At 49.6% G+C, this 25,039-nt stretch carries 18 protein-coding genes; 3 read left to right on the top strand and 15 right to left on the bottom strand.

Features of this window, described 5'->3' with window-relative positions; translation table 11 throughout:
• The first annotated feature begins 135 nt into the window (after positions 1 to 135).
• Positions 136 to 2,367: a thioredoxin domain-containing protein gene (locus Pla110_RS14770; protein WP_197440221.1), complete on the top strand. Its 2,232-nt coding sequence runs from the start codon at positions 136 to 138 to the stop codon at positions 2,365 to 2,367.
• An 8-nt stretch (positions 2,368 to 2,375) separates the two neighbouring features.
• Here the strand turns inward: Pla110_RS14770 and Pla110_RS14765 are convergent, their stop codons facing one another.
• From Pla110_RS14765 to mutY, 15 genes are all read right to left on the bottom strand, one after another.
• Complete coding sequence (locus tag Pla110_RS14765) at positions 2,376 to 3,176, bottom strand: WecB/TagA/CpsF family glycosyltransferase (RefSeq protein WP_144996558.1); 801 nt, start codon at positions 3,174 to 3,176, stop codon at positions 2,376 to 2,378.
• A gap of 70 nt (positions 3,177 to 3,246) precedes the next feature.
• Positions 3,247 to 4,458 (bottom strand): glycosyltransferase family 2 protein, encoded by a 1,212-nt coding sequence (locus Pla110_RS14760; RefSeq protein ID WP_144996556.1) that lies wholly within the window; start codon positions 4,456 to 4,458, stop codon positions 3,247 to 3,249.
• A 291-nt stretch (positions 4,459 to 4,749) separates the two neighbouring features.
• A complete protein-coding gene (locus tag Pla110_RS14755) occupies positions 4,750 to 5,811 on the bottom strand; it encodes a GNAT family N-acetyltransferase (protein ID WP_144996554.1) in 1,062 nt (353 codons plus the stop codon).
• Between the two features lie 121 nt (positions 5,812 to 5,932).
• The gene (locus Pla110_RS14750; protein WP_144996552.1) at positions 5,933 to 6,937 is read right to left on the bottom strand and encodes a hypothetical protein; all 1,005 of its coding nucleotides are present in this window, start codon (positions 6,935 to 6,937) and stop codon (positions 5,933 to 5,935) included.
• 72 nt (positions 6,938 to 7,009) lie between these two features.
• Complete coding sequence (locus Pla110_RS14745) at positions 7,010 to 8,080, bottom strand: GNAT family N-acetyltransferase (RefSeq protein WP_144996550.1); 1,071 nt, start codon at positions 8,078 to 8,080, stop codon at positions 7,010 to 7,012.
• A gap of 97 nt (positions 8,081 to 8,177) precedes the next feature.
• Positions 8,178 to 9,380 (bottom strand): GNAT family N-acetyltransferase, encoded by a 1,203-nt coding sequence (locus tag Pla110_RS14740; RefSeq protein WP_144996548.1) that lies wholly within the window; start codon positions 9,378 to 9,380, stop codon positions 8,178 to 8,180.
• A complete protein-coding gene (locus Pla110_RS14735; RefSeq protein WP_144996546.1) occupies positions 9,377 to 10,774 on the bottom strand; it encodes an O-antigen ligase family protein in 1,398 nt (465 codons plus the stop codon). The genes Pla110_RS14740 and Pla110_RS14735 overlap by 4 nt, the downstream gene beginning before the upstream one ends.
• Positions 10,775 to 10,786: 12 nt before the next feature.
• The gene (locus Pla110_RS14730; RefSeq protein ID WP_144996544.1) at positions 10,787 to 12,178 is read right to left on the bottom strand and encodes a lipopolysaccharide biosynthesis protein; all 1,392 of its coding nucleotides are present in this window, start codon (positions 12,176 to 12,178) and stop codon (positions 10,787 to 10,789) included.
• Between the two features lie 89 nt (positions 12,179 to 12,267).
• Entirely contained in the window at positions 12,268 to 13,284 is a 1,017-nt protein-coding gene (locus tag Pla110_RS14725; protein ID WP_144996542.1) for a polysaccharide deacetylase family protein, read from the bottom strand.
• Positions 13,285 to 13,415: 131 nt separating this feature from the next.
• Complete coding sequence (locus Pla110_RS22680; protein WP_197440220.1) at positions 13,416 to 14,672, bottom strand: sugar transferase; 1,257 nt, start codon at positions 14,670 to 14,672, stop codon at positions 13,416 to 13,418.
• An 88-nt stretch (positions 14,673 to 14,760) separates the two neighbouring features.
• A complete protein-coding gene (locus Pla110_RS14715; RefSeq protein ID WP_197440219.1) occupies positions 14,761 to 16,209 on the bottom strand; it encodes a GumC family protein in 1,449 nt (482 codons plus the stop codon).
• 585 nt (positions 16,210 to 16,794) lie between these two features.
• On the bottom strand, positions 16,795 to 18,582 hold the full coding sequence (locus tag Pla110_RS14710; protein WP_231742470.1) for an adenylate/guanylate cyclase domain-containing protein: 1,788 nt from the start codon (positions 18,580 to 18,582) through the stop codon (positions 16,795 to 16,797).
• A 90-nt stretch (positions 18,583 to 18,672) separates the two neighbouring features.
• Positions 18,673 to 20,916: a protein kinase domain-containing protein gene (locus Pla110_RS14705; RefSeq protein ID WP_144996538.1), complete on the bottom strand. Its 2,244-nt coding sequence runs from the start codon at positions 20,914 to 20,916 to the stop codon at positions 18,673 to 18,675.
• 224 nt (positions 20,917 to 21,140) lie between these two features.
• Complete coding sequence (locus Pla110_RS14700; protein ID WP_144996536.1) at positions 21,141 to 22,052, bottom strand: hypothetical protein; 912 nt, start codon at positions 22,050 to 22,052, stop codon at positions 21,141 to 21,143.
• Positions 22,053 to 22,255: 203 nt separating this feature from the next.
• Complete coding sequence (gene mutY / locus Pla110_RS14695; RefSeq protein WP_144996534.1) at positions 22,256 to 23,413, bottom strand: A/G-specific adenine glycosylase; 1,158 nt, start codon at positions 23,411 to 23,413, stop codon at positions 22,256 to 22,258.
• A gap of 223 nt (positions 23,414 to 23,636) precedes the next feature.
• Between mutY and surE the strand changes: the two genes are divergently transcribed.
• Both surE and Pla110_RS14685 read left to right on the top strand, forming a co-directional pair.
• On the top strand, positions 23,637 to 24,398 hold the full coding sequence (surE, locus tag Pla110_RS14690; RefSeq protein WP_144996532.1) for a 5'/3'-nucleotidase SurE: 762 nt from the start codon (positions 23,637 to 23,639) through the stop codon (positions 24,396 to 24,398).
• 219 nt (positions 24,399 to 24,617) lie between these two features.
• Complete coding sequence (locus tag Pla110_RS14685; protein WP_144996530.1) at positions 24,618 to 24,974, top strand: hypothetical protein; 357 nt, start codon at positions 24,618 to 24,620, stop codon at positions 24,972 to 24,974.
• The last annotated feature ends 65 nt before the right edge of the window (positions 24,975 to 25,039 follow it).

Below are 25,039 nucleotides of genomic sequence, written 5' to 3'. Positions count from 1 at the left end.
TCAGGGCAATTCAATGTCGACGTGGGAGCACGACCACTTCGCAAAGTCCTCTCGGATCGATTATGATTGAGGGACTTACAAACCCAATCAAGCTGAGCTCGCTCAATCACATTGCGACTCGGCGGAAGGCATCCCATGAACCTGTCTGGAAAACGCCTTGTTAGTACCGGAGTCCTGTTAATCGGATTCGCCATTTTGGGCGGGTTCGTTTTGTTCAGCTCCGAAACAGACTTGGAACAGGAAGCACAAGCTGAACCGATGGCCGAACCTATGAATGATAGTACACCCGTGAAAAAAGAATCCGAGCGAAAAGGAAACCGCCTGCTTCAGGAAACAAGTCCGTACCTGCTACAGCATGCTTATAACCCCGTGGACTGGTACCCTTGGGGAAAGGAAGCGTTCGAAAAGGCGAAGAAAGAAAACAAACCCATCTTCCTTTCGATCGGTTACAGCGCATGCCATTGGTGTCATGTGATGGAGCATGAGAGTTTTGAAAATGAAAAGATCGCGGAATACATGAACGAGCATTTCATCTGTATCAAAGTCGACCGCGAAGAACGTCCGGATGTAGACCAGATTTATATGAACGCTGTCGTCGCTATGACGGGCCATGGAGGATGGCCGATGTCCGTCTTTCTGAAACCGGATCTAAAACCGTTTCTAGGGGGGACGTACTGGCCGCCGCAGGCGTCACGCGGAATGCCGGGGTTCACGGACATCCTGAATCTTGTGCATAATGCGTGGGAAAACCGGCAGGATGAAATCGTGAAAGCGGGTGATGAACTAACTCGTGCTGTGCAAGAGATGTCGGTTCCAACTTCGGGGTTGGGTGTGCCGTTAAAGACGGAGCTGTTGAAGAAAGCGATGGAGACATTGTTGCAAGCAGCCGATCGCCAGGAAGGTGGGTTTGGCAACGCACCCAAGTTTCCTCACGCGATGGATTTGCGTTTATTGCTCCGTCTGAGCGAACGATTTGAGTCGGCAGAGGCCAGAGAGATTGCCTTGTTGACATTTGATAAAATGGCTTATGGGGGCATGTACGATCAGTTGGGGGGTGGGTTTCATCGTTATTCAACCGACGCCCGTTGGTTGGCGCCGCATTTTGAGAAAATGCTGTATGACAACGCGCTGTTAGGCAGTGCCTATCTGGAAGCGTGGCAACTCACCCAGAATCCGGAGTACGAACGAATCGTTCGGGAAACGCTGGATTATGTCTTGCGAGAAATGGTCGATGCTTCCGGTGGGTTTTATTCGACTCAAGATGCGGACAGCGAAGGAGTGGAAGGGAAGTTTTTCGTCTGGTCTCTGGCTGAAATTGAAACGGAACTTGGGGCCGAGGATGCAAAATTGTTTGCTGCCTGTTACGACGTCAGTAAGCAGGGTAACTGGGAGCACCAGAATATTCTCAATCGCCCTCAAGCATGGGATGAAGTCGCCCAAGAGCAGGGTTTTTCACTCGAAGAGCTTGAGCAGCAAATGGCTTCTGCACGAGAGAAACTGTACATCGCTCGCGAAAAACGAATTCACCCGGGTCGGGATGAAAAAATTCTGGCTGCCTGGAACGGACTCATGATTGCGACCTTCGCGCAGGCGGGGCGAGCTCTCGGTGAAGAGAAATATACAGAAGCAGCGAAACGCGGGGCTGACTTTGTCTGGAACGAGATGCGAACAGAGGAAGGTCGCCTGTTTCATTCCTGGAAAGAAGGGGATGCCCGGATAAATGGTTTCCTCGACGACTACACCAACGTGCTTGATGCCTTCACTGAAGTTTATCAGTCGACTGGCGATGTGATCTACCTGGAACGGGCCAATGAATTGGCTACATCGTTGCGAGAACATTTTCTCGACAAGGAAGAAGGAGGATTCTTCTACACCTCGAACGATCACGAACAGCTAATTGCGCGTCCCAAAGAGAGCCAGGACAATGCGACTCCCTCAGGGAATTCGATGGCCGTCACCGGCCTGCTTAAGCTAAGTCGAATCACGGGGAACATTGAGTTGGAAGAGATCGCCTGGAAGACGTTGGAAAGTATGTCTGGTCAATTCAGACAATCGACAATGGCGAGCGGGCAGTCGCTGATCGGCCTCGATTTCCATTTGGGGCCAACATTCGAATTGGTGCTGGTCTCTCCCAAGGACACAACAGAACTTGATTCGATGTTGTCCGATTTTTATCAGCGATTCGCGCCTAATACGGTCGTCGTGACTCATCAGGACGGTGCGGACACACCGAAAGTGCTGCAGGATGTTCTACAAGGGAAAAAGGCGACAGGCGGCGAGATAACGCTCTATCAATGTGAGCATGGAAGTTGTCAGAAGCCTGTGCATGGGACAGACGGGGTGAAAGCAGTCCTCGAAGGATTGTAAAACGCTCTTTAAATCTGGCTGGTTTCGTGCTGAGGCTGGCTGCGCTTACGTTGCCGCTGTTCCCGGTAGATATTCATTAGATAGAGCGGGTTGCCAATCAAGTACCGCTTGAATTTGTCGCCCGGTTGTTGAAGGATCCGCCAGACCCATTCGTACCCAGCGCGGCGAACCCAGAGCGGGGCCCGGCTGACATTGTCGGCCCAGTAGTCGTACAACCCACCGATTCCCAGACAGACTTTTGTGTGCAGTTGGTCTTTGTACTGTTCAATCCATTTTTCCTGTAATGGGTTTCCCATACCGACGAGAACAATGTCTGGTTCGCAGGCGTTGATTTGATCGATAGCTGCTTGTCGGGTCTCTTCTTCCTTCAGGAAGCCGTGGTGATATCCGGCCTGTTTCCAACCAGGAAACATACGCTCGGCATATTCGGCTGCCTTCTGTACGGTCTCTGGATCGGAACCCATCAGAAAATACGAATATTTCTTGCTGGGGGTGAGTGTAAAGAGGGACGGGATGAAGTCAGTTCCGACAAGGTTGTCGCGAATTTGAATGCCTTGTAAGCGAGCTCCCCATCGAACGCCGGTTCCGTCGCCGAAAACACGGTCTCCTCGATTGAGCAACGCTCCGAATTCTGGATCAGAATGGGCGAAGTTCAATGTGTGCGCATTCACGAAATAAATGCTGCTGGGGGTGTCGCCAGGTTGGCGAATCATCTCTTCGACAATCTGGATACCACGGGCGACAGTGACGTCGTCGATGTCGACTCCCAAAATGTTTACTTTGCGGTCTGTTTCGTGAGTGGCAATCATAATTCTATCTCGATCTCAGTGTCATTCTCGTGTGGTCTTTGATTAAGCGGTGTTTGTGATTTAGCAATCACTATTGAGCCAATGGTTTTTGTTGTTCTGCTTCGCGATCGGTACGGACCCATTCCTGTTGGCGTTTAAACAGAAATGAGAAGTAGATCGGTAACTTTTTGAAGACGTATTTCGGGATACCCACTAAGACACTCAGAGGAATGATTTTGCGGCAGTAGACGAACCAATTGAGTCCAATCAAAGTGACGAGACAGACTCCGGTGATGCATAAAGCCCAAAATGGCAGGAGCGATGCTCCGCAGAAGCCGGCGATACCCGTGGCAACTGTTGCCAGCATCCACAGGAAAATCATGAGTGAGAAGGGAGGAACGGCGATGTCCATCGCGAGCCAGAACAGGGACAAGCTGCGGTTCCAGATCGCCGCTTGGATTAACCGGGGGACCTGACTGAACGCGGCTTGCATGTGTCCATGCTCCCAACGAGTTCGCTGACTGACGAAAGAAGCCTTTTGTTGTGGTAACCGACTGAGTACGCGAACGTCTGGGCAGAAGATCGGAAGATGTCCATCAATCGCCAGATCAACACCTAATCGAGTGTCTTCCACAATGTGTCCACTCGCCAGCGGAGCGTCTTTAATGATCGACCAGGGTAATGCCATGCCTGTCCCCAGCAGTCGATAGGAGAGGCCGACCTTCTTCAGTCCAAGAGGACGAACAAGATTGATGAAATAGTTGCCGAGCGAAGAGGCGACGAACATGGAGTCTGGACGATCGTCGAGTTCTCCCAGGTTGAGAGATTGGACAGGTCGGCCTGTTTGATGAGCCAGTTGCCCCAATGTCCGGACAGTGGCCGGGTCGACATTGCAGTCGGCATCCAGAATCATGACGACGTCGGGAGGATTCTCGTGCAGTTGTTTGACACCGAAGTCGAGGGCGTAACCTTTGCCCCGTTGTTCCAGGTTGGTTCGTTCAACGGCGATCGCTCCTTTGCTGCGAGCAATTTCGGCCGTGTCGTCGGAACAGTTGTCGGCAATGACAACAGCACGGTCATGTTTACCCAGCGTCGGCATCAGAACATCAAGAGTGCGCGCGATGACGGATGATTCATTATGAGCAGGGAGGAGCACTGCAACCGATGCTTCTTCAGCATCATTCAAGACAGTACGCGGACGCCAAGGGAGTAAAGCGGCCAAGCACTCCAGGCAGAACACCACAAAGGGGATAAGCAATAGAACCGTACCGGCGATTAAAATTGTATTGAGTAAGATGAGCATCAGTGAGCTCTCTCCTGTGGCAGAAATATCGATGATTTGTGCCTGTTTGCAGTTTGTCGAAAAGGGACCTCCGGCATGGGGGACCCGCTGTGAAAATGTAGGTCGTAGGGCTAACCCCTGCTTGTAAAAGCTGTTAAATGAGGGGGAGGGAGAGAAAAGGTGCCCGTTTCAGTCCGTATAATCAGATAGACCCGACCTGAACTGCGAGACGGAGCATGCGGTAAATCACTCGGAAGTTGGAGAGGTTCGACAAGTAACACTTGAAGAAAAGGACCCTGGGCGGATTCTGGCCTACTTCATGTCAAACCAGCCCTTGAGAGGGCGTAAGACATCTAACGTGAAACGAGCGGGTGAATGGGAGATCCATTCCTTGGTTTCGCGAATACCTCGTTTGAGCCAGCGGCGCATCGGATCGTTACTGAGAGTTCCTGAACAGACGAGTTTGGAACCCGATTTCAAAGTTTGTTTGAAAATCTGTTCGCCGGGACCAAGGTCAAAACAGGTGATGCCGGACTTTGCGGCCGCTTCAGCAATTCTCAGAATCAACAGACTACCCGGTGAGTATTTGCTGAACTCGGGATCGAATGTCGTAAACCAGCCATGTAAGACTTTGTTCGACTGTAATGCATAGGAAATGGCAATCGGTTTGCCAGCAACAGACAAGGAAGAAAGTCGACCTCGCAAGGTCAGGTGATCCGTTTCACAAAGTTCTCTTAGAAGCTGTTGAGTCCAGTCAAAGTTGAAGACGTTCGTGTAATGAGTCTCTTGAAATTGTTTTGATTTGAAGTCAATTAATTTTTCGAGTAGTTCGGGGCGATTATCATGAAGACGAAATTCAACTTCTCCATGCTCGCGTTCCAGTTTTCGACCGGTCGAATTCAGCTTGCAAATCCGTTTTGAACCAGACTCTTTTTTTAGTTGGCAGTACGCGTCGTATCCCTCAGTGAGGTCGATGTAATGCGCTTCGGTCGTAGAGAATGTATGGGGAGCGAAGTCGGTTTGTTCTTCTGGAACTTGATCGAAATCCCATGATGTCAAATGAACGCGTTCAAGTAATTCTTCCAGAGAGACGTCGACGTTCTGTCGACAGATCAATCCCTCCGCGCCCGAAAGCCGTCCTCCTACCGGTTGGCCCACCAGTGGAGAGACACGACGGAATGGGAAAAAACCGACGATCTGGTGTCCGTCACGAATGATTGCGACTTCAATTCGACTTCGAAGTTCAGCTATGAACTGTGTAAATTCGGGACGAAAGAATGGATTGTGCAACTCCGGATTCTGTTCGACAATATTAGCCCAGACACGCAGATGAGCAGCTGACAACAAACTCGCCGCCAGCAGTTCGACTTGCATCGACGAACCTGACAAAAGCTGCCTGTTGTAATTGGGATTGTCCGGGTTGATGATCACGGAGACTTTACCTGGTTGAACTTAAAAGTAAGAAAACAGGGCGTGGAAATATCTGAGTCGAGAATCAGGAGTTGGTCACTGTTTCGGGTTGATGAGATTCCGGAGAGTTATGTTTATTGCGAGAGCGATTCCGCATGAGGCGGACGAAGGAACCGACTGTGCGGCGAACTGGGAGATAATCGAACCCTTCGATACCGTGGAGCGGTACGAGTTGACCTCCCCAGCAGAGTTTAGCCGGACTGACGGACTCAATGTTGGCACAGCTGAAGTTGAATGCAGTAGCACCTGCCTGTTGGACGTCCATCAGGACATGGCCGATCGTATGCTGCGTCGCACCCACAGTCAGGTATTTCTCCTGAGTGCCTGCCGCGATGTCGTAACAGATCCCACCCTCTTCCATAATTACAAGACGGGCGGAGGCGGGTTCACCATCGGGTGCGTAGGCAACATACAGTCGGAACTTATCCGGTCCCATCAGATCGAGTCCCATCTGAAGTGATTCAGCAGTAAGACAGTGATCGAACTTCTTACGCTTTTCAGTGCCCATCAAGCAGGGAATGACGTCCGCTGTATCTTTTGCCGGTTGAACCTGGAATCCCGCGTTGACTGATTTCTTATAGCGACGGCGAGTCGTCGATTCGGCATCTTCAACGCTATAAGGAAAAGTGATCATGATGGTGTAAAGTGGGTGAGACCGGAAGCCCGTCCATAGCCAATTGCGGACGTCGGTGATCTCCGCCGGAAAAGCGATTCGCCCATGAGTGCCAGTAGCTACCATGTCGTCGACCATCAGTTTGGAGAGTTCGTCCCACTGACGATAAATTCGAGCTGAAGAGGTCGTGTTGGTATGCTGAAACTGCATATGCCAATTCGGATGCATCGAAGGGAGGACAAAACGCCCCGACTTGTCTTTATAAGCAATGACTTCAAGAGAGGGGCCATTTTCTCCACGTGGGGTGTAGGTCAACTCCTCGGAAGTAATGTTCCATAACCGCTCGTTGAATTCGCGCCAACCGGCATCGGCGAGAATGCTGTGCCCTTGAATGACGGGATGATTGGGTTCGTACATGGATTGGCCTAAGTGCAGGGAGAATTGTTCGCTATTAAAATATAGGTTGAAAAGTTCAGTGATGCTTTGGGATTAACACGTTTTAATTTTACGGAAAGCGGACCGAACTTCTTTGTAGACCTTTAATGGGCTTTGGGCGGCAGGCGTATTATGCACCCATTTCCGAGTATGATGAATGTTCTGATAAAGCCAGCGCCGAATCGTCCGTTGATCAATGCCACCTTCGAACAGTTTGGTTTCCCCGGTGTTCATCTTCGTTTTGTACTCCTCCGGTCCTTTACCAAGATCGATGTACTTGAGTCCCAGATCCTGCGAACGTGCTAGATGCAAGAGCAGTAAAAGGCCAGGAGAATATCGACGATATTCTGGCTCATAGGTGGGAAACCACCAGTGGAGTGCATCGCGAGTCTTTATCCCAAAATGCATTGCGAGTAGCTTGTCATCGACATAAAGGACGGAAAGGATTCCGGAAAAGTCGTCGCTACGAAATTTCCAAATCTGCCGTATTGAGTCAGTCATCCACTTAATCTGAGTCAGATCGAGTTGCCGTGTTCGCTCATACTGCTGTGACTTTAATTCCAGCAAACGATCCATCACCGTTTCGTCATCGCTGAATTCTACGATGCGTGGTTCGCCTACTTCTCGGAGCATTTTTCGTTCGTTGCGGAGCAGGTTCTTGTAGAAAGAGGTTCCCCCCTGTTTACATTGCTTTTCATACGCCTCAAAGCCGTTGGAAAGATCCATGTAAGGAGAAGTAGACTGCTCCCAACTGTAGGGTTCGAACGAAGTCTGAGCGGCGAGCAAGTGATCGAAGTAGAATGAGTTGATTGAGGTCTCTCTTAACAACTGTCGCAGATCAAACTTCAATGGCTTCCCTGAGATGACTCCGTGATAATCCGACATCGTATCGCCGATGGGGGCTGCACTGTTTCCTTCTTTGAGATGAATTGGCAGGATACCGACGACTTCGTCCTCTTCGCAAAACAGAATCAAACGAACGTCGTCTCGGACCTGTGCCATATTGAATGCAAAGTCGGGATGAAAGTACGGACTCATATATTGAAGATCAGATCGGACCCATTCGAGCCAGGTCTGACGCAGTGAGTCTGTCAATTCTTCGATCGACACAAGTTGGAATTGCATGTTGGTTAGCCTTAGAGGCAAAGTGAATCTTAAAGATTAAAGTGAGTTTTATAAGTCAGAACGAAAAGAAGAGCCTGATCTACTCAAATCGAGGTTGTTACTCCTGCTGTCCGTAATGAAGCCGTTCTCGTATTGGTTTCAAAAATCGGACTGGGTATCGGACCAGGTCGCCAAATGCGGAGGTCCGGGCCCAATCACGCGTGCGATACCATTGTTTTTGCCATTCTCTCGAAAGGAGGTTGGTTTCAAAACTTCCTTCCGTCAATCGAACCATGCCAGAAGCGTACCGGGATTTGTAAGCTTCATCTCCCTTACCGAGATCGATCCGGGTAATACCGAGTTCCTCACAAGACATGGCCATTTCAAGTAGTAGTACATGACCGGGGGAATAAGAATTGAATTTGCGATCGTAAGCAGGGAACCAGGAATTCAGAACGCCGAACGACTGCACGCCAAGATCAATCGCGACCAGTTCATCACCGGCGTAGAGAGCCGATAACCGGCCACGGAATGTCTCTTGTTGCTGGTGCAGAATGAGTTCGAGTAGTTGCTTCGGCCAGTTAAACTTGAACGTGTTTGTTTTATTCGTTCGCAGGTATTGTTCCTGTTTCCATTCGATCAAGGTATTAAATACGTTTGGATCGTCGGTGTGAGGAACGAATCGGAGCGGTCCAAAGTCACGTGCCAGATTTCTTCCTTTCCGCGAGACTTGCTTGATTAACGACGAACCATTCTTTTTGCGTTCCTCTTTATAAGCTTCAAACCCTCCAGAGAGATCGAGGAAAGCTGAACCGCATTGACTATAGCTGTTTCGAAGTAGTTCTTGCTGAACGGCGAGTCCGTGATCGAATTTCCATGTTTTCAGGGATGCCGCTTCGAGCAGTTCCATCTCGTTGATTTCAACCCCTTTTTCGATCACGAGTCCCTGAAAGTCATTGAGTGGATATCCGACGGGACGTCCGATGTTGTAAGGATCGCGATGGAACGGGAAGAAACCGACGGATTTACCTCGAACTATGATGATGACGACATCCATGTCTTTGCGAACAGCAGAGACGAGTTTGGTGTATTCGGGCCGGAAGAATGGGCTGTCGAGGTCCGGGTTCTGTTCCTGGATTTCGCCCCAGCGTTTCATTTCCGTGGGCGTCAGTTCATCCGGGCCGCAAATGCGATATTCAATTTCATCGTCATACAGATATAACTCTTCGCGGCCTGCGTAGTGCTGCAACGTGGCGAGTTCTCTGAGATCTTGTCCGCCGATGGAAACTTCAGAATTAGGCGTATCGGGTGTACGGATCATGAGTGTCCTCCTTTCTGAGCCAATTCAGGCTCTGCCGGAGGGATCAGGTTGTCGAGCATGGTATTTACATTCATGTTTGAAAACAGTGATCGGGCTGCCGGGGCCGATCGTTCCCAGAACGCAATTCGTGCCAGGCAGCTGCCCAGCAAAAGTGTGTCAAGTGAGGAGGCTATCATGCCGGATTCCATAAACGCGTTGATCAGGCCGAAAGCGAGAAGTGAAATGACAAACGCATACCCTGGATCCTGTGTCGCAGAGTAGAGTCGTCGGGAATCCAGAAATCCTTTGAACGCAATGAGAAACAGAGTGACCGTTCCAATAAATCCAATCGTCAACATGCCATCGACGAAAGAAGAGTGCGATTCACGAAATGTCCAGTTAAGTTCGTCTGAGAGAACTTCAATCTTGTCCGGGTGCCAGAAGGACTGATAGCCATAACCGGTCCAGAACCGTTGGTTAATGTAGTTCGTCATCTCGATCCAGATCGGAAGTCGACCGGTGAGAGCTTCGGATTCTTCACCTCGTCCCATCAGCACGACTTCTTCGAGGTCTTGCACAGGATTAATATCAACGAACAATAGGCCCAACATTCCAACTAGAAGAAGCCAACTGATTCCTAGAAAAGAACAGAGTTTGAACTTGCGGCTTGATTGGACAAACCATAGCGCCGAGACACCAAAGAGAAACCCACCGGTGGAGGTACGGGACTTGGTGAGGATCAATAATCCGATTCCAAAAATCAAGGAGAACAAAACGAGTTTGCGGCGTCGGATACCACTCTTTAGTAAGCAGATTCCAGCCAGTCCAAACACACAGAGACAGGCTCCTTGAGCGTTAGGGTGGGCTGTTCCGGCGAACCGGTATCCATCTCGCCAGGGGCGAAACGTACCAAGGCCAAGCTCTACCAGCAGGCCAATCAGGGCATAGCTGCCAAAGATACAGAAAGCGATGAGGGCGATATCTCGGATTCTTAAATGTCGAGCCATGCCGACACCGAAGGTTACGAGAAAATACAGCACGGCCAATTGCCGTATGGTCATTCCGCGTGCTTCTGACCAGAGGACGGTGAGTGAACACCAACCGACATAAAATACCATCAGGAACGCGAGCGACTTGTCAAATCGGAATCGTGCGCCACCTGGTCGTAGAAATAGGAGATACATTCCGATGAACCAGAAACTGCTGAGGGCCAGGCCTTTCAGCATGTTTCCACCGGAAGCGAGGTTCTCTCCCTCTTCCCACCCTGTCCAGAACTCGTTCAATGAGAGAAACAGGTTGTGGTCTTTGTAGAAAAAGATGATTCCCAGTAGGAATGTAAGAAACACCACCAAGCCTCGATTGCGGTTTGTGGATTCGCTGGGATTCGGGATAAATGTATTTTGTGCTGTGTTCATGTGAGGCCTCCTTTATGTAGCCAGTACTGGCGATTCAATAGAGGAGGGGGCTTCTGCGTAGGCACGAACAAAGTAAACCCAACGCATGATTGTCCCTGAAGTAGTGCCACAAGCCGTTCCGATGGCGATCCCGAGTGGGCCAAGTTCGACGATGTAAACAAGAAATATAGAAACGGCGAAGGTAACTACCATCACCATAAATGAGGCAAAGAAGTTTTCGTTCGGTCGCTCCAATGCCCATAACCCATTTCCGGGTGACATTCCGATCGCTCCCGCGAGGACATGCAGGCTGAGGGCAAAGATAATCCATCCCATCAGATCACCGAATTCGGCGTAATCACGACCATAGAGGGTCAATGCAATCCATTGTCCACCAAACATGAGGGCCAGCGTGAAAATCGACATACTGACACCCATCAAGACTGTGGCTCGATAAATCACATTTCTTAGCTCGGTTTTTCCACCTTCGTGCAATGCGTGGGCACTTCGTGGTCCGAGTAAATTTTCGACGCCATTCAGGAAGACGTTCGCGACACCAATAATCGTGAAGCAGGCAGCCAGAATACCAATGGATTGTTCGCCTTCTTTGAGTGCCAGCATCCAAGGGAGGAGTAACACGCCAGGCATGTTCGCCACCATCAGGCTGCCAACACTCCAGCGGGCGAAACTCCAGTTTTCCTGCCAGTCTTTCAAAAATCGTTCCCGCTTGTAGGTTCGTTTCACGGGATTCATCACAAACCAGACGATCACCGAAACCAGACAGGCACAACCGATGACGGTATAGGCGAGAGGAATCGTTAAGAGATCCAGATACGCGAGTGTTCCCAGTGCGACCAGCTGAAAGCCAGTGACCAGGACGTCGATCAATATCGCGATCTCGAACTGTAAATGAGCGAATGAAACTCGACGGAGAAACTCCCGTGCAAGTATGAATGGAGCCAGCAGAAACAGCGGCAGAAGAGGCGACTGAATACTTGGCAGAAGTATTCCAGAAAGACTGGCGAAGTAGATACCCACCAGAACCGCCATGACGATTCCGCAGACGAACAGTTGATGTACAAAGAGAGAACCGGAATAGGTTTCCTGTTCAGGTTGTGTCTTCTTACGCAGGTAAATTCGGTAAGGAGCCGAAGTGAGTGCATCCTGAAATAAGAATGACATCAGAATGACGGTCATTAACAGATGGAATACACCTAGTTCTTCGGCGAGACAACTACGACCAATAATTACCATGGTCAGGAAATTGGTTCCGCTGACTAATCCCTGATCAAACAGACTCATCAGGCTTTTGAGAGTGTCTTGGTTCGCCACCATTTGCCGCAGTTGCGTAGGGGCGTATCGTCTCCACGATCGGTCCGGGGCGGGACTAACCAATACAGGATCAGTTGTATTAACAGGTTCCATTCTGCCAGGTTACTTTTCTAGTAAGTCGATCATTCAGAGTTGGTTAGGGCAAGTGTGTCTATGCGGTGAGTGGGTCTAGATCGATTCCTCTAGCGACGAGCAAGTCTGCGCATCCCGTTTTTGACTCGTGAATACCAGCCACTCAATTTCACAGCGAGTCGCTCAGCATCGTCAGCTTGCGTGGCAGTGAACCTTCCCCAGTAGTAGGGGGATTGATGCAGATGGGCCAATTGGCTTTCTGTGGACAGGCTGCAACGAACACGCGTTTGTTTTACGGCCTTAATCAAGTCATCACTGGAGAATCCGAATCGGCGAACACCGAATGGAAATGCAAATGTAGGATGGAGGATGTCGAATTCCCGTTTCATAAAACTGAGGGAAAGTTCGACGTCCTGTTGCAGTTCCCGGGGACGCCCCCGAAAGTCGTCGTGGGTATGGGTATGGCTTCCCAGTTCAATAAGGTCACTTGAGTTCAGCTGATGAGCTTCTTCCAAAGTGAGAGGACGCCATGTATCCGGATCGGCTTTTCCTGTTTGTGACCAATCGTCGCTTGGGAAAGGGACGTCTTCCCCGAGATAAGCGGTAGCCAGAAAAATGGTGGCGGGAACCCCCAGTCTTTCCAGGACAGGGAAGGCCTGGGTGAAATTATTCGCGTAACCATCATCGAACGTAACGACGAAAGCGTTGTGTGGCAAATCCAGGCCGAGTTGATGATGCTGAACCGCTTCTGAAAGAGGGACCGGAGTAAAACCGAGTTGTATTAATCCTTTCAACTGCTTTTCCATTTGGTCCGGAGTCACGTTCCAAGTCGGTTCCTCAATCCCTGCTATCTTCGGTGAGACGCGATGGTACATTAGGATGCCAAAGGCGCCCGGATCATTAGAGTTATAATATCGAGAGATCGGCTTGCAGCCACGAAGAATGAACTCATCGAGTCCCTTCTTAACGCGTTGCTTCCAACCGGTATTGTTATGGTTCTCAACGTAATCATGGATCCGGTCACAGATGTCTTCGTATCCAGAGAATGCGAGACATTCGAGCCCAAGCTTCGATGCATTTAAATCAGGGAGTATTTTTTGGCGGTGGTTCGTAGGTGCCCAGCTCATGTGGGGTTCCGATCATTGCTGAAATGAACTTCTGAAATGAACTTCTGAAATGTATTGCTGAAAACATAAGTGTGATGTCAGAATTGATTCTGACTGGTCCTTCGAATTCCGGATGGAAATAGAGTCCCTGTTTAGTGCGACGCCCGGTGCAGGACGACGGCAATAATTGTTTTGAAAACGAGAGTAATATCCTGTGCGAAGTTGCGGGCACGGATGTATCGAATGTCCATTCGCATCCACTCAGTAAAGGTCACGGCTGACTTACCTTCCACTTGCCAGATGCAGGTCAGGCCGGGGGTGACATCGAGTCGTCGATTCTGCCAGCCTTCAATCTGAGCTGCTTCTTCGATGGGCAACGGGCGAGGGCCGACCAGGGACATATCCCCTTTGAATACGTTCCAGAGCTGCGGAAGTTCATCAATACATGATTTTCTTAAGAATCGTCCAATGGGGATGATGCGGGGATCATGTTTCAGTTTGAATGCAGGACCATCTTGTTCTGAAAGATGTCGTAGTTTTGCCTTTTGCTCTTCGGCGTCGATGACCATCGTTCGAAACTTGTACATCTTAAAAGGGCGACCAGCGATACCAGCCCGCATCTGCGTGAAGAAGATAGGACCTTTGGAAGTTGCTTTCATCGCGATTGCGGTCGCAACCAGAATTGGAGAAACAAGCAGTAATCCCAATCCTGAACCCACGACATCAATTGCTCGTTTCCAAAGCGGCATCACCCGCTGGAACATCAGGTTCTTTAACTCGGGTTTCTGAGTGTCGCATTCGTGATTATGATTTTCGGCGATGGCAGGCGTTGTTTCGAAATTAACCTGTTTATAAAACTGGGTGCTATCACTGAGCGCCTTTTCTTTTTCGGGACGATCTGCCTTTTCTTTGTCGGGCTGGTAAAGATCGTTTACCGGATATTCCAGATCAGATTCATCCTCAAGAAGATCAGGACGGGAGTCTTCAGGAGTATCTCTGTCTGAGAAAACCTGGTCATGATAATTCATCGGGTATTCGTAAATGTCGAAACAACTGGGGGCATCCTGACCGCACATCTCGAAGATCTGCTCTGCGACTTGTTGTCCCACTTTTAGGGAGGCGTCGCTCAGTAACAGGCCAACCCGGTTACGTCCTACGAAACCGGCGACGTCGGTGGCGCGAAGTCGTTTTTCCAGAACGAAATTGAGTCGATGAAAGATGGTCTGACGATTCTCAGGTTCTTTGACCCAGAAGACGATCAATGCGAAGCTGTATTTTCCCCGATCGGCTCGTTTTCGTTCCCGGTCAACGATTTCGTGAAAACGGTCCGCAGGCTGGATGTACCGGTAAAAGTCGCAATTAGATGCGAGATAGGACGATAACCAGTTAGTTATTTTTCCGAGTATCATGATTCGAGGCTCTATCAGGAACAGATATGACGTTTGCTGTTACGGTATGTGACCTTCCATGATGGATTCAGGTCATCTCAATGTCGGTTCAGGTCGTTTTAGCAAGTCTACTGCTGTAGTCTTTCAGAGAAATCTCTGGCAAAAAGCCTGTGAACTGTGTGTATTCCATTAGCAATGGAATCATCAGGGCGTTCAACAGGGAGAGTAGAAAGCTCAGGATCAGTATTAAGGATTTCCGAGGACTCACAGGCTTAGTGACATAAGTTGGTGCCTGAAAAACATTCACGTTGGAAATATCCTGGTTGCCCAATTCCTGATTAATTCGAGCTTCTTCTTTTTTGCTGTTGTACGAATACAATTTTTCCAACAGGACATCGGTGTATTTCGTGAGGCTCGCAATTTCACCTTCGTGGGCGTTCAGTTTTTTCTGTTCGGCGTCCAATTCTTCAAACTGTGTCTCCAGACGGGCCTGTCGCGCTCGTAGTCCGATTGCGGTGGCTTCACTAGTTTTTAATTTTTCCATAAGTCGCAAGTAGGTCGGGTTATTGTCTTCGTTCAGTTCCGGCCGTTGAGCCTGCGATTCATTGAGAACTTTGTCCGCTTCGACGATCTTGTCATCCAGAGACTTTATTCGAGGATGATTCTCCGTGAACTTATTCAGAAGTTCCTGACGTTGAATCAGTAATTCATCTCGCAACTTGATCGTAGGGTCCATAGAGATATTTGGATGATCACGCTGGAGAGTTTTCATTCGTTCGGGGACTTCGGTTAACGCCTGCTTGTATCCACGAATCTCGGCTTCTGCTGTAGCGAGCGTCGCTTCAGTGACTTGGCGGTCTTTTTGCAGTTCTGTTTCCTGAGCTTCCAGCACCTTGCCTTTTTCGAGCAAAGAGGTAATCCCTAATGAGTTCTTGGCGTTCTGCAGTGTTTTATTGGCAACGTCGTACTTCTCCTGGATCAACTGACTTTGTTTGACGAAAAAGTCGTACGACCCTTCTGTGCTGTTCGCTTGAATATGGAGTTCACGGAACTGTTCCAGAAAGACGGTGAGGAGTTTCTGAGCCTGCTCAGGAGAGGACTCTTTGATGTGCATCGAGATCACGCTCGATTTGGTTCCGCGTTCTACGGAGATCGCTTCGGAGAGATGGGTGATGGCTTTTTCGTGAGCATTCTGTGAAGGCAGCGAACCCAGTACCGCTTCTGGTCCGATCTTGTCGACCACTCGCTCCAGAACAGCGCGGCTGGTAATGATTTCCATTAATGAACGGATCTCGGCTTCGCGAGATTCATACATGGAAATCGTCGAACCAGTCGTGGCGGTTGGATCGAGACCAATACTCTCTTTACCGACTTTGACGAATAACTTGGCGTCTGACGCATATTTACGCGGCAACGTCATCGCGATCGCCTGGGCTAGAACGAAGGTTGCTATAAAGACAACTAGAACGGTTCGCCAATGAGAAACAACTGCTTTTCCACCGATCAGCAGATACTGCAGAATGGGCAGAGATTCGGATTGAGTTACTTCTGTGTTCATTGCCTGGTTTTCCATTTTGGAACAACTTTCAAGATCGGCATCAACGATGGGTAGCGAATGTTTTGAGTCGTGTAGCGACTACCAGTTGAGGTCTGGAATGGCTGATTTCGATCCTTCAGTTGTGAAATGCAATCACACGTCTAACGGATACAGAGATCTTCTCAGCTTCAATGGGAATCGTTACAAACGGAAATGCAGACATTAACTTGCCTGCCTTGTCCATCCTAAATGTAGGACACTTTTCGCCCACTTGATCAAAATGCAGTCGTTGCCTTGGTGCTTACGAAAAACCACACGCGGGTTTTAACGATTACAACGATTGGGTGTCGCCACACTACAGAGATTGATCTCTAATGTGGGGAGAAGCGGCAACACGAATATGGCATTCGAAGCATTTCGGCATCCCCTGTGGCCTGCGGATAGCATGCCGGCGGCCTTATTTCATGCATTAGCGGAATAACTGTCACGAAATAAAACAGACAGTTTTACCAGGTGATCAGGATGCAGTGTCGAGGAGAGGCAACACGGGGAAGAAAGAATTCAGAGAAGGGGAGAAATGAACCACTGGCGAAGTCTTAACAGAGTCTACTTTCGCTCCATCGGAATGAAACCTTCCCAGTTGTTTGGTGCGGTTCGATTGTTTTGAGCAATGATCAGATTGAGAAAGTCTTGAGCGCGGTCGGTCGCGGGCATACCATGCAGAAGCTGATAGGCCGTTTCCCAGTCACCTTCCTGGAACTTTTCGACACCCGCTTCGTAATCAGAGAGCTGTTCGTCAGTCAATGTTCCTTCGACTGTTGTAGGGGGCAATAATTCACTGACAACGAGCGGTTTCTCGAACCCGTAGGGAAGAACCCGTCCCAGTTTACGAACCCGGGCTTCAGTTGCAGGAACTTGAAGTCGCACTAATCGGGCAATCGTCTCATCCACGAGAATCGGAACTCGCATGATTTTCGTCATCCCTTCCAGTCGGCTTGCCAAGTTGACGACTGGGCCAAAGACGGTCACCTTCACCTGCTCTGTCGTTCCAATCTTTCCAGCCACTGCTCGACCGTGGGCAATCCCGATTCCCATTTGGAACTGGGCGAGAGGATGATCCTTATGAGACTGGATGCGATCGAACTCATTGCGAATGGCGAGTGCTGCCAGACAGGCCTGCTTGACGGATGTTGGTGAGGCGAAAGGCCAACCCCAGAACCCGAGGGCGGCGTCTCCCTGGAAATCTCCCGTGACCCCACCATGTTCAAGAATCTGGTAAGTCATGACTCCCAGGGCTTTGCTGACCCGGTCGAGTAGGCCGATTAAGTCGCCAGACGATTCTTCTGCACGTTGGCTGAAACCTCGCAAGTCGCAGAATAAAACAGTGACATCACATTCACGCGGTTCCAACAGATCCGTGTTTGGGTTATCCCCAAGGGCCGCCAGAATTGGCGGAGCGAAGAATTGTCGGAAGCCAGCTTGTTGGCGTTCTAATCGGGTTGTTCGTTGGACGGAATTCAGAATCTGGGAAACGATTTCGACGAACTTAACATCGGCTTTCAATTGAGATGCATCAATTGATAACTGGCCTTGTGGCAATCCGGTGGCAAGCTGATATTCTTTCTGACCCGCCAGGTACAATCCCCAGACCGGTCCCTGTTCCCATTCCACGGGGGTGCAGAAGGCCCAGTCGAATTCGGCCACATTGGTGTACCCAATATCCGGTTCCCCCCTTTTTTCCCACATATGTAGAATGGATCGTTTTTTCTGAGAGAGGGCATCGATGATCAATCGAGTACTTGGGCGAAAACTCCCTTCTGTTTCATGACGGCGAATCCAATGATTGATTTTGACTTCACCCTGCGGAGATAGTTCGACAATCGCGACTGCTTCCGCATAGGGAACGCCTGCGAGTATCAGGTTGACGAGTCGACTGTTCAGGTCGGTCTCAGTGCGACTTGCTCGAATGACTTCGGAAAGATTAGCCAAGACTTCGAGTCGTTTATCCGCATCTCGAAAGCGAATCTGTTTCAATTCCTGTTGATCGAATGCCATCTCCTGAAAGGGGGGGACGTCGGTCTCACCAGTCTCTGCTGATTTCTGGAGAATCAAAAATCGGGTTGAGCCGATCACAAAAATGCCGCCCGAACTTAATTGGCAATGAGCCGTATCCCTACCTTCATAATAAATCGGATTGGTTGCCGACGTGTGACGCTCGATTTGAATATGATCGGTTGACACATCAATGCAAACGTGCTGACGCGAGATAGCCGGGTCCCAGTCAATCACGATATCCGCCGCGATATCCCTGCCGATAACGTAGCTCTCACCAGGAATCAATGTGAAGTGATCCTTCTGATGTGGTTCCAGGCTTTCCGTAATCAGTTCAAACAAGACGAAGTCCTTAGCGGTTCAAAAAAATCACTGGGTGAATCAATGGGGGAGAGTAATCTGTCAACATAATCAAGAATACTGGGTAATGGGTTAACTCGTTCCAGTTGAAGAGAGCGAACCTGGATGAGGGCCATCTTTGCGACTTTGCCGTTTGGATTCCCGGCGATCCCGAACCATCCGTCTCAGGAAATACCAGAACATGCCAATTAACGAAGCGGCCACCAAAAGAGCAATGGTCCCCCTTTTGACTAATCCATTTCGCATATCGTCGACGGGCTCTAGTGCGGCCTCTCGTTGTTCCTGAACGACCGCAACCCAGTTGGCATTCGGAACCAGTGCAAAAGCAGCCAGCCACTCCCCTTCAAACTGTTCTGGTTTACTGGGAGCCATCGGGTCTCGGAAGTGCATTTCACGTTCTGCTTCTCGACGAGACAGGTCGCTATCGGTGCCGAGTTCTTGAAACTTCGACTGAACATCGGGAGCGACTATAAATTCTGTCGCTAACAGCGATTTCGGTATGTTCGGTGAACTCAATACGGGATGGTCCAGGACAACACCGCTGGTTCGTTCATACAAGGCGATTGTGCGGTCGACATTCAACTGAGGATCGTGTTGTGTATCCAGATGCTTTTCGTATTTTTCCAGAAGATTGCCCAGTTGAGTTGTTCTGGCAAGCACGCCGATCGTTTCTTTGTCCGCATTAATTACGGGGACTGTAATCGCCAGCATGTACCGTTGAGTTTCAGTACTCTTGAAAGGAATCGAAATGTGAGGTTCGCTGATCGGCTGAATCTTATCCGGATTATGTTCGTCTGAGTTTTCTATAAAGTCTCGACCCAGCCCGTGGAAATAATCTCGCCACGCGTAATTTCGTCCAATGTACTTCCCGTCTGGACTTCGCCAAACCTGCTTGCCGCGAACGTCAGTGATGAACCAGGATGTATCTTTTTTTACTCCCTGTTGCGTTCGTTCAAGATCATTCAGTTCCTTAAATTCATTGAGGATATTTGTGAACCTGGGCTGCTTGCCAGGATCAGGGTCATCAAAGCCTTCCCAGTTCTCTGCTGCAGCTTCTTCGAGAGCTTGCAGCAATTGGGGATCCCGGGAGATCCGTTGAAATTCATTTTTTCGGAATTCAAGTTCATCGGCAAGACTGTTCGCTAACACGCGGGCAGTGAGTAAATCACTTTCAACGGCTCGATCAATCAGATTGCTCTGCGCAGAATCGACCGCTTCTCGAACAGCATTGGTGGCAATGGGCCACATCGCGGCGAGAAACAAGAGAGGAGCGATCACCCCCATAAGAATGAACGGTTTTCGGGCGCGCCATTTCTCGCGGCTCTGCAATGCGTCGAGTACCGATTGCACATTGGCGTAACGGCGTTTGGGGTTGAGTTCGAGACAACGGTCGAGGATTTCGATCAGAGGTCGATCAATTCCTTTGATCTTTCGATGAGCCAGCGGAGGAGGGGATGAACGCAGAAGTTCCCGGTAACGCATCAGGCGTTCTTCCAGATTCTCCGCCATGTTGATCTGTTTGAAAGCCTCGGCAGATTGATAAGGAGGTGAACCGCACAGCATGTGATACAGTAAGGCTCCAATGGCGTAAACGTCCCAACGTGCATCGGGAATCGCTTTCAGGTCCGCCTGCTCAGGAGCCATATAAAACAATGTTCCCAAGGCTGGCAACTGTTCGTCCGACAGACGCGATTGACCGAAGTCGCATAACCGGGGTTCTTCGTCGGTATCCAGCAAAATATTCGCTGGTTTTAAATCGCAATGCAGAATTCCACTACCATGAGCATGGAGCAAACCATGGACGACCGCCGTGATGATGCGGACTGACTCGTTAACCGGAAGGGGGCCATCAGACAGAAAAGCGGCTAGAGATCCGTTTTTCAAATACTCCATCACGTAGTAAGGAGGGTCATGATCCCAACCAACTCCAATCAAACCAACAATTCGCCGTGATGTATACAGGGCCGCCAGCTTTTCAACTTCTCGATTGAACAGGGACCAGTCGAGCGAACGCCTGTGGGAGTAAAACTTGATTGCAACTTGTTTGCCCGTATTCTGTTCAACCGCATGCCAGACCGATCCAAAGGCGCCTTCTCCTAGACATTGGATGATTTGATAGCCAGGTACCTCCGCCGGGACTTGATGCTGAAGCACGCTTAACTGGCGACCTCGATCCTGGGCGGGTTCATCCTGAATAACTGTATCGGAGGAAGGGACGTCGGTGGCAGCGCCATTCTGGGCCGAGGGAGTCTCTTGAGCAACAGGGATCAATCCGTGCTGGGAGTCATCTGAATTGTCGGAAGAAAGGTTAGGCATGCCGACTACTCTAATGGGTTGGGAGAGGGAATGTTGAGTGGAACTCGAAAGAAAAATCGGTCAACTCAAAATCTACTGCATTATTCGCAATTTTACTTCAGGAATAAAGCAGGAACCCCAGAATAGTAGTCGGGATGTGAGAATGCGAATGCGCCTGGCGGAGTGATTGGCATTGAGCGAGATAAATTATCAGACGCCTCTCTAGTCTGCTTAAACTAGTCTGCTTAAAATTCGATTTTCAAAGTCTGTTTTTCTTTCAGGCGTTTGGATTTGATATTAATCCGATCTTCCACCAATTCCACCGCCCCGGGAACAGCGACTATGAGTTGGGCGATCCCTTTCTCAAGGGGAAGCAACTCGGAACCTTCTCTTGGGCTCATCACCGTAATACTTTGCCAGTAACCATCGGTGCCAAACACTTCCCCGGACAGGTCGCCCCGTTCGTATTTTTTCAATGATTTCGGAAGTTTGACCTGAATGAGAATCAGATAACTTTGAAGAGGTTCCGGATCAGCGGGAACGGTCCAAGCTGAAAAGTTCCCTTTAGTGATTACCTTTCCGGCGATTGGTTGACTGAAGGGGAGACCCTCAAGTGAGATTTGCTCTCCCTCCCCTTTGCTTTCGGGTTGAATGAAACTGTCGGTTTGTAGTTCAGGCAACACGATTTCGGAAACTTCTGCCGTTTCCATCACTGGCTGAATCAGGTCGAGTTCCTGTTCTGCCCCCTTCAGAAAATCGGCCCGGGTATCGATGACTTCTTCATTGAAGCTGAGTTCTTCTGATTCTCCCGCCAATAACGGAGAATTGGTCTGTTGCGATTGATAGTGGTGGATTGCGAACAGAGAAAGGCAGAATAAGATGAGAACGTGCGCAAGAAAAGAGATTCCATACGCCTTTACTTCGGGGCCTCGTACGTAGAGCTTCAGTTTTTCCAGCCAAGTCAATTCTCGGGAAGACCGTGAGGAGACAGGCGGCGTCGAGATTGATACCCCCGGTTGAACTGAACGAGCAGTTTCTGGCCGTCCAGGTTTTGAAGGGGGAGCCGCTTTTCCCTGATTCTCTCGCTGCGTCACAAACCAAGCGGGTGGAGCAGGATTTTGTAAGGTTGGGTTGGGAGTCGATACTGCCGTATTCATGAAGTGATCCTGAGACCGGGTTCCAGAATTTCAGTCCTGAAGTGATTTGCAGCAGATCCAGCATCTTGCCCTAAGGTATCAGCTCTTGGCCACGAATCATTAGAGAACTACATATTTAGCCCATACCTGAATACTTCTATCGTATCGTTCCGGCTCCATTTGGCAACTCATTTAGCAATTTATCACTGCGGAAAGAGGATTGATTAATCGAAGAGAAACTTGTCCCCTTGCCGTTTCTCGATAAGGCTCGCCAGTTTACGGCCTGTCGTTGAAAATGGATATTGCTCCAGTTGCTCGGGGAGAATCCAGGTCAAATCGTCCTCTTTTTCGAGATCGCGAGTGTCGACCTGCGCTTCGACGCACATTAATTGAATGCGATATCGGGTGACTGTATGCTTCATTCGCGTTAATAGTTCGTCAGCGCGTATCGTCAGGTCAAATCTCTGTAGGAATTCCTGTTCCACGACGTCGAGGAGTTTGCGTGTCTGGCTCACATCGAGATGGCCAATATGCCCATCGGTCCGTTCGATGCCAGCTTGCTTCAGCCCCTCATCTAAAGAGAACCTTGGAAAATCCCACAGTCCAACCCACCGCTCGCCGGGAGCATATTGCCGTAACGCGAGTCGACCTTCTTTCCAGAGCACGACGGCACCATCCATCGTGTATGTGATTTCCGGCTTGACCGGCTTCATAGGGATTTCATGCTGCTGCTTTCGGGCAAAGGCACGACAATCCATTTGCAGTGGACATCCCGGGCAATTTGGGGCAACCGGTTTGCAGACCAGCGAACCGATATCCATCATCGCGAGATTAAAGTTGCCGACATCTTTGTTCGGCAAAACATCTTCGGCGAACTTCCAGAGCAAGTCCTGACCAGCTTTGCTGCGGGGATCTCCCTTATAAGCGAGTAGTCGACTGTAGAGCCGGAGCGTGTTTGCCTCCACAATCGGTGCCCGCAGGTTAAAAGCGATCGAAGCGATCGCTCCCGCCGTGTATCTTCCTATACCGGGAAGCTTCTGAAGGTCCTGAGGCTCAGATGGGAATACGCCATCTGATTCTTCCACCAGTTGTTGTGCCGCTTTACGTAAGTTGCGGGCTCGACTGTAATAACCGAGACCTTCCCACAGTTTTAGAACGGCGGCTTCCTCGGCTTTGGCCAGGTCGTGGACAGTGGGGAAGGCTTTGATGAACCGTTCAAAGTAAGAGCGAACGGTTGCGACTGTCGTCTGCTGTAACATGATCTCGCTGACCCATATATAGTAGGGGTTTTGAGATTCACGCCACGGCAAAGTCGCCCGTTGGTGCTTTTGAAACCAACTCCGCGTCCTTCGTCGCATCCGTTGCCAGTTAAATTCATCCATGGAAGAAGAGTATGACCTGAAACGAGGGTGTTCGGAAAAAATGTCGCGGTGCCGATCCTAGAGGGAAGGTGATCTCTTTGTAAAGTGGCCACAGCAAATGGAGCAGTTCGCGGATGTTACGGGGATGTATCGCGAATTTTTAATGACTTGCTACAATTGGAGAAGATGTTGTCCCGACTTGTTGGCTCTCTGAAAACCTACTTGATTGAAGAACTGATCACGAATGCACATCCTGTTGACGAATGATGATGGAATATATGCACCCGGACTGGCGGCTCTCAAGGAGAGTCTGGCTCCGCTTGGTAAAGTGACGGTCGTCGCACCTGCTGCTGAACAGAGCGGTGTCGGATTGAGTATTACTTATCGACATCCCTTGATGGCTCGCGAGGAATATATCCATGGAGAATCGTTTGGGTACGCCGTCTACGGCAGCCCGGCCGACTGTGTGAAAATGGGTGTACTGGAATTTTGCGGAGAACGTCCTGATTTGATCGTAAGTGGAATCAATTCGGGGGCGAATATCGGAATTAATGTTCTGTATTCAGGAACAGTTGCGGCTGCGATTGAAGGTGCTTTTTTCGGTATTACCTCGATTGCCGTTTCTCAATCCATGATGACCGCTCCTGATTATGACAAAACGGCAGAACGGGCAGCGGAAGTGATTCAGCAATTGCTTGACCATGAACCTGAGACAGGCTCACTTTGGAATCTCAATTTTCCACACGAGTCGGAGGAAGGTCCCAAAGGCCTGAAGGTAGTTTCGATCGGTTGCAACCGTCAGGAAGAACGTCTGGAAAAACGGACCGATCCACGCGGTAAACCGTATTACTGGTGCGGGTTGGAGCCTATTAGTGGTCACAGTAAGGACCCCGGGTCCGATATAGAGGGAATTCAGGATGGATACGCAACATTATCGCCCCTCCATTTTGATTTGACCGAAACAAAACGGTTGGAAGAGTACCGTCAGAAATCGTTTGCAATCTAAATGAAATCTGAAGCTTCGGTGACGTTCTGTTCCTCTGCTTATTATTTCTCTCGTCTTTTCAATTAGATTCAGCTCTAATAATAGAGCTTCACTTTATGCTTTCTCGATGACGTTACTGGAGATGGAATGATGATTCGCAGGTCGCTCGTGGTTTTCCTGCTACTGAGTTTAACCGTAACTGGCTGTTCAAGTTCAGATTCCGCGGATGAAGGAGCGGGGGTGAAAAAAGACAACCGGGGAATCATCGGTAAGCGAACTCAGGAGGTTGGCGATTACGATCAACTGATCAAAGATAACCCAAATCTAGTTCGTGTTTCCGAAAAGGTGAATACTGATAATTACATCAAGACTCTTTCATCCACCATGTTGGTTAAAGGTTCTGAGGCGAGTCGGTTTGGAATGCTGCAAGTCATTCGAACTTTCGAGGCAGAGCACGAACGCTTTCCTAACTACGAAGAATTTATAGGAATTATGAAGGAAAGTGGCAGTTCCTTCACCGTGTTACCCGCCGGACAGTTTTATGCCTATAGTGCTGAAGCGGGAGAAATCATGATTCTTGAAGAACCAGCCGAATAAATCCCTGCTGTCCATGAACGGTGGATATGGCAAGTTAGATCCTGTCCAGGATAAGTGTGGCGGCT

It is taken from the genome of Polystyrenella longa (assembly GCF_007750395.1).
Lineage (GTDB): Bacteria > Planctomycetota > Planctomycetia > Planctomycetales > Planctomycetaceae > Polystyrenella > Polystyrenella longa.
This window is presented reverse-complemented; position numbering and strand designations above follow the sequence as displayed.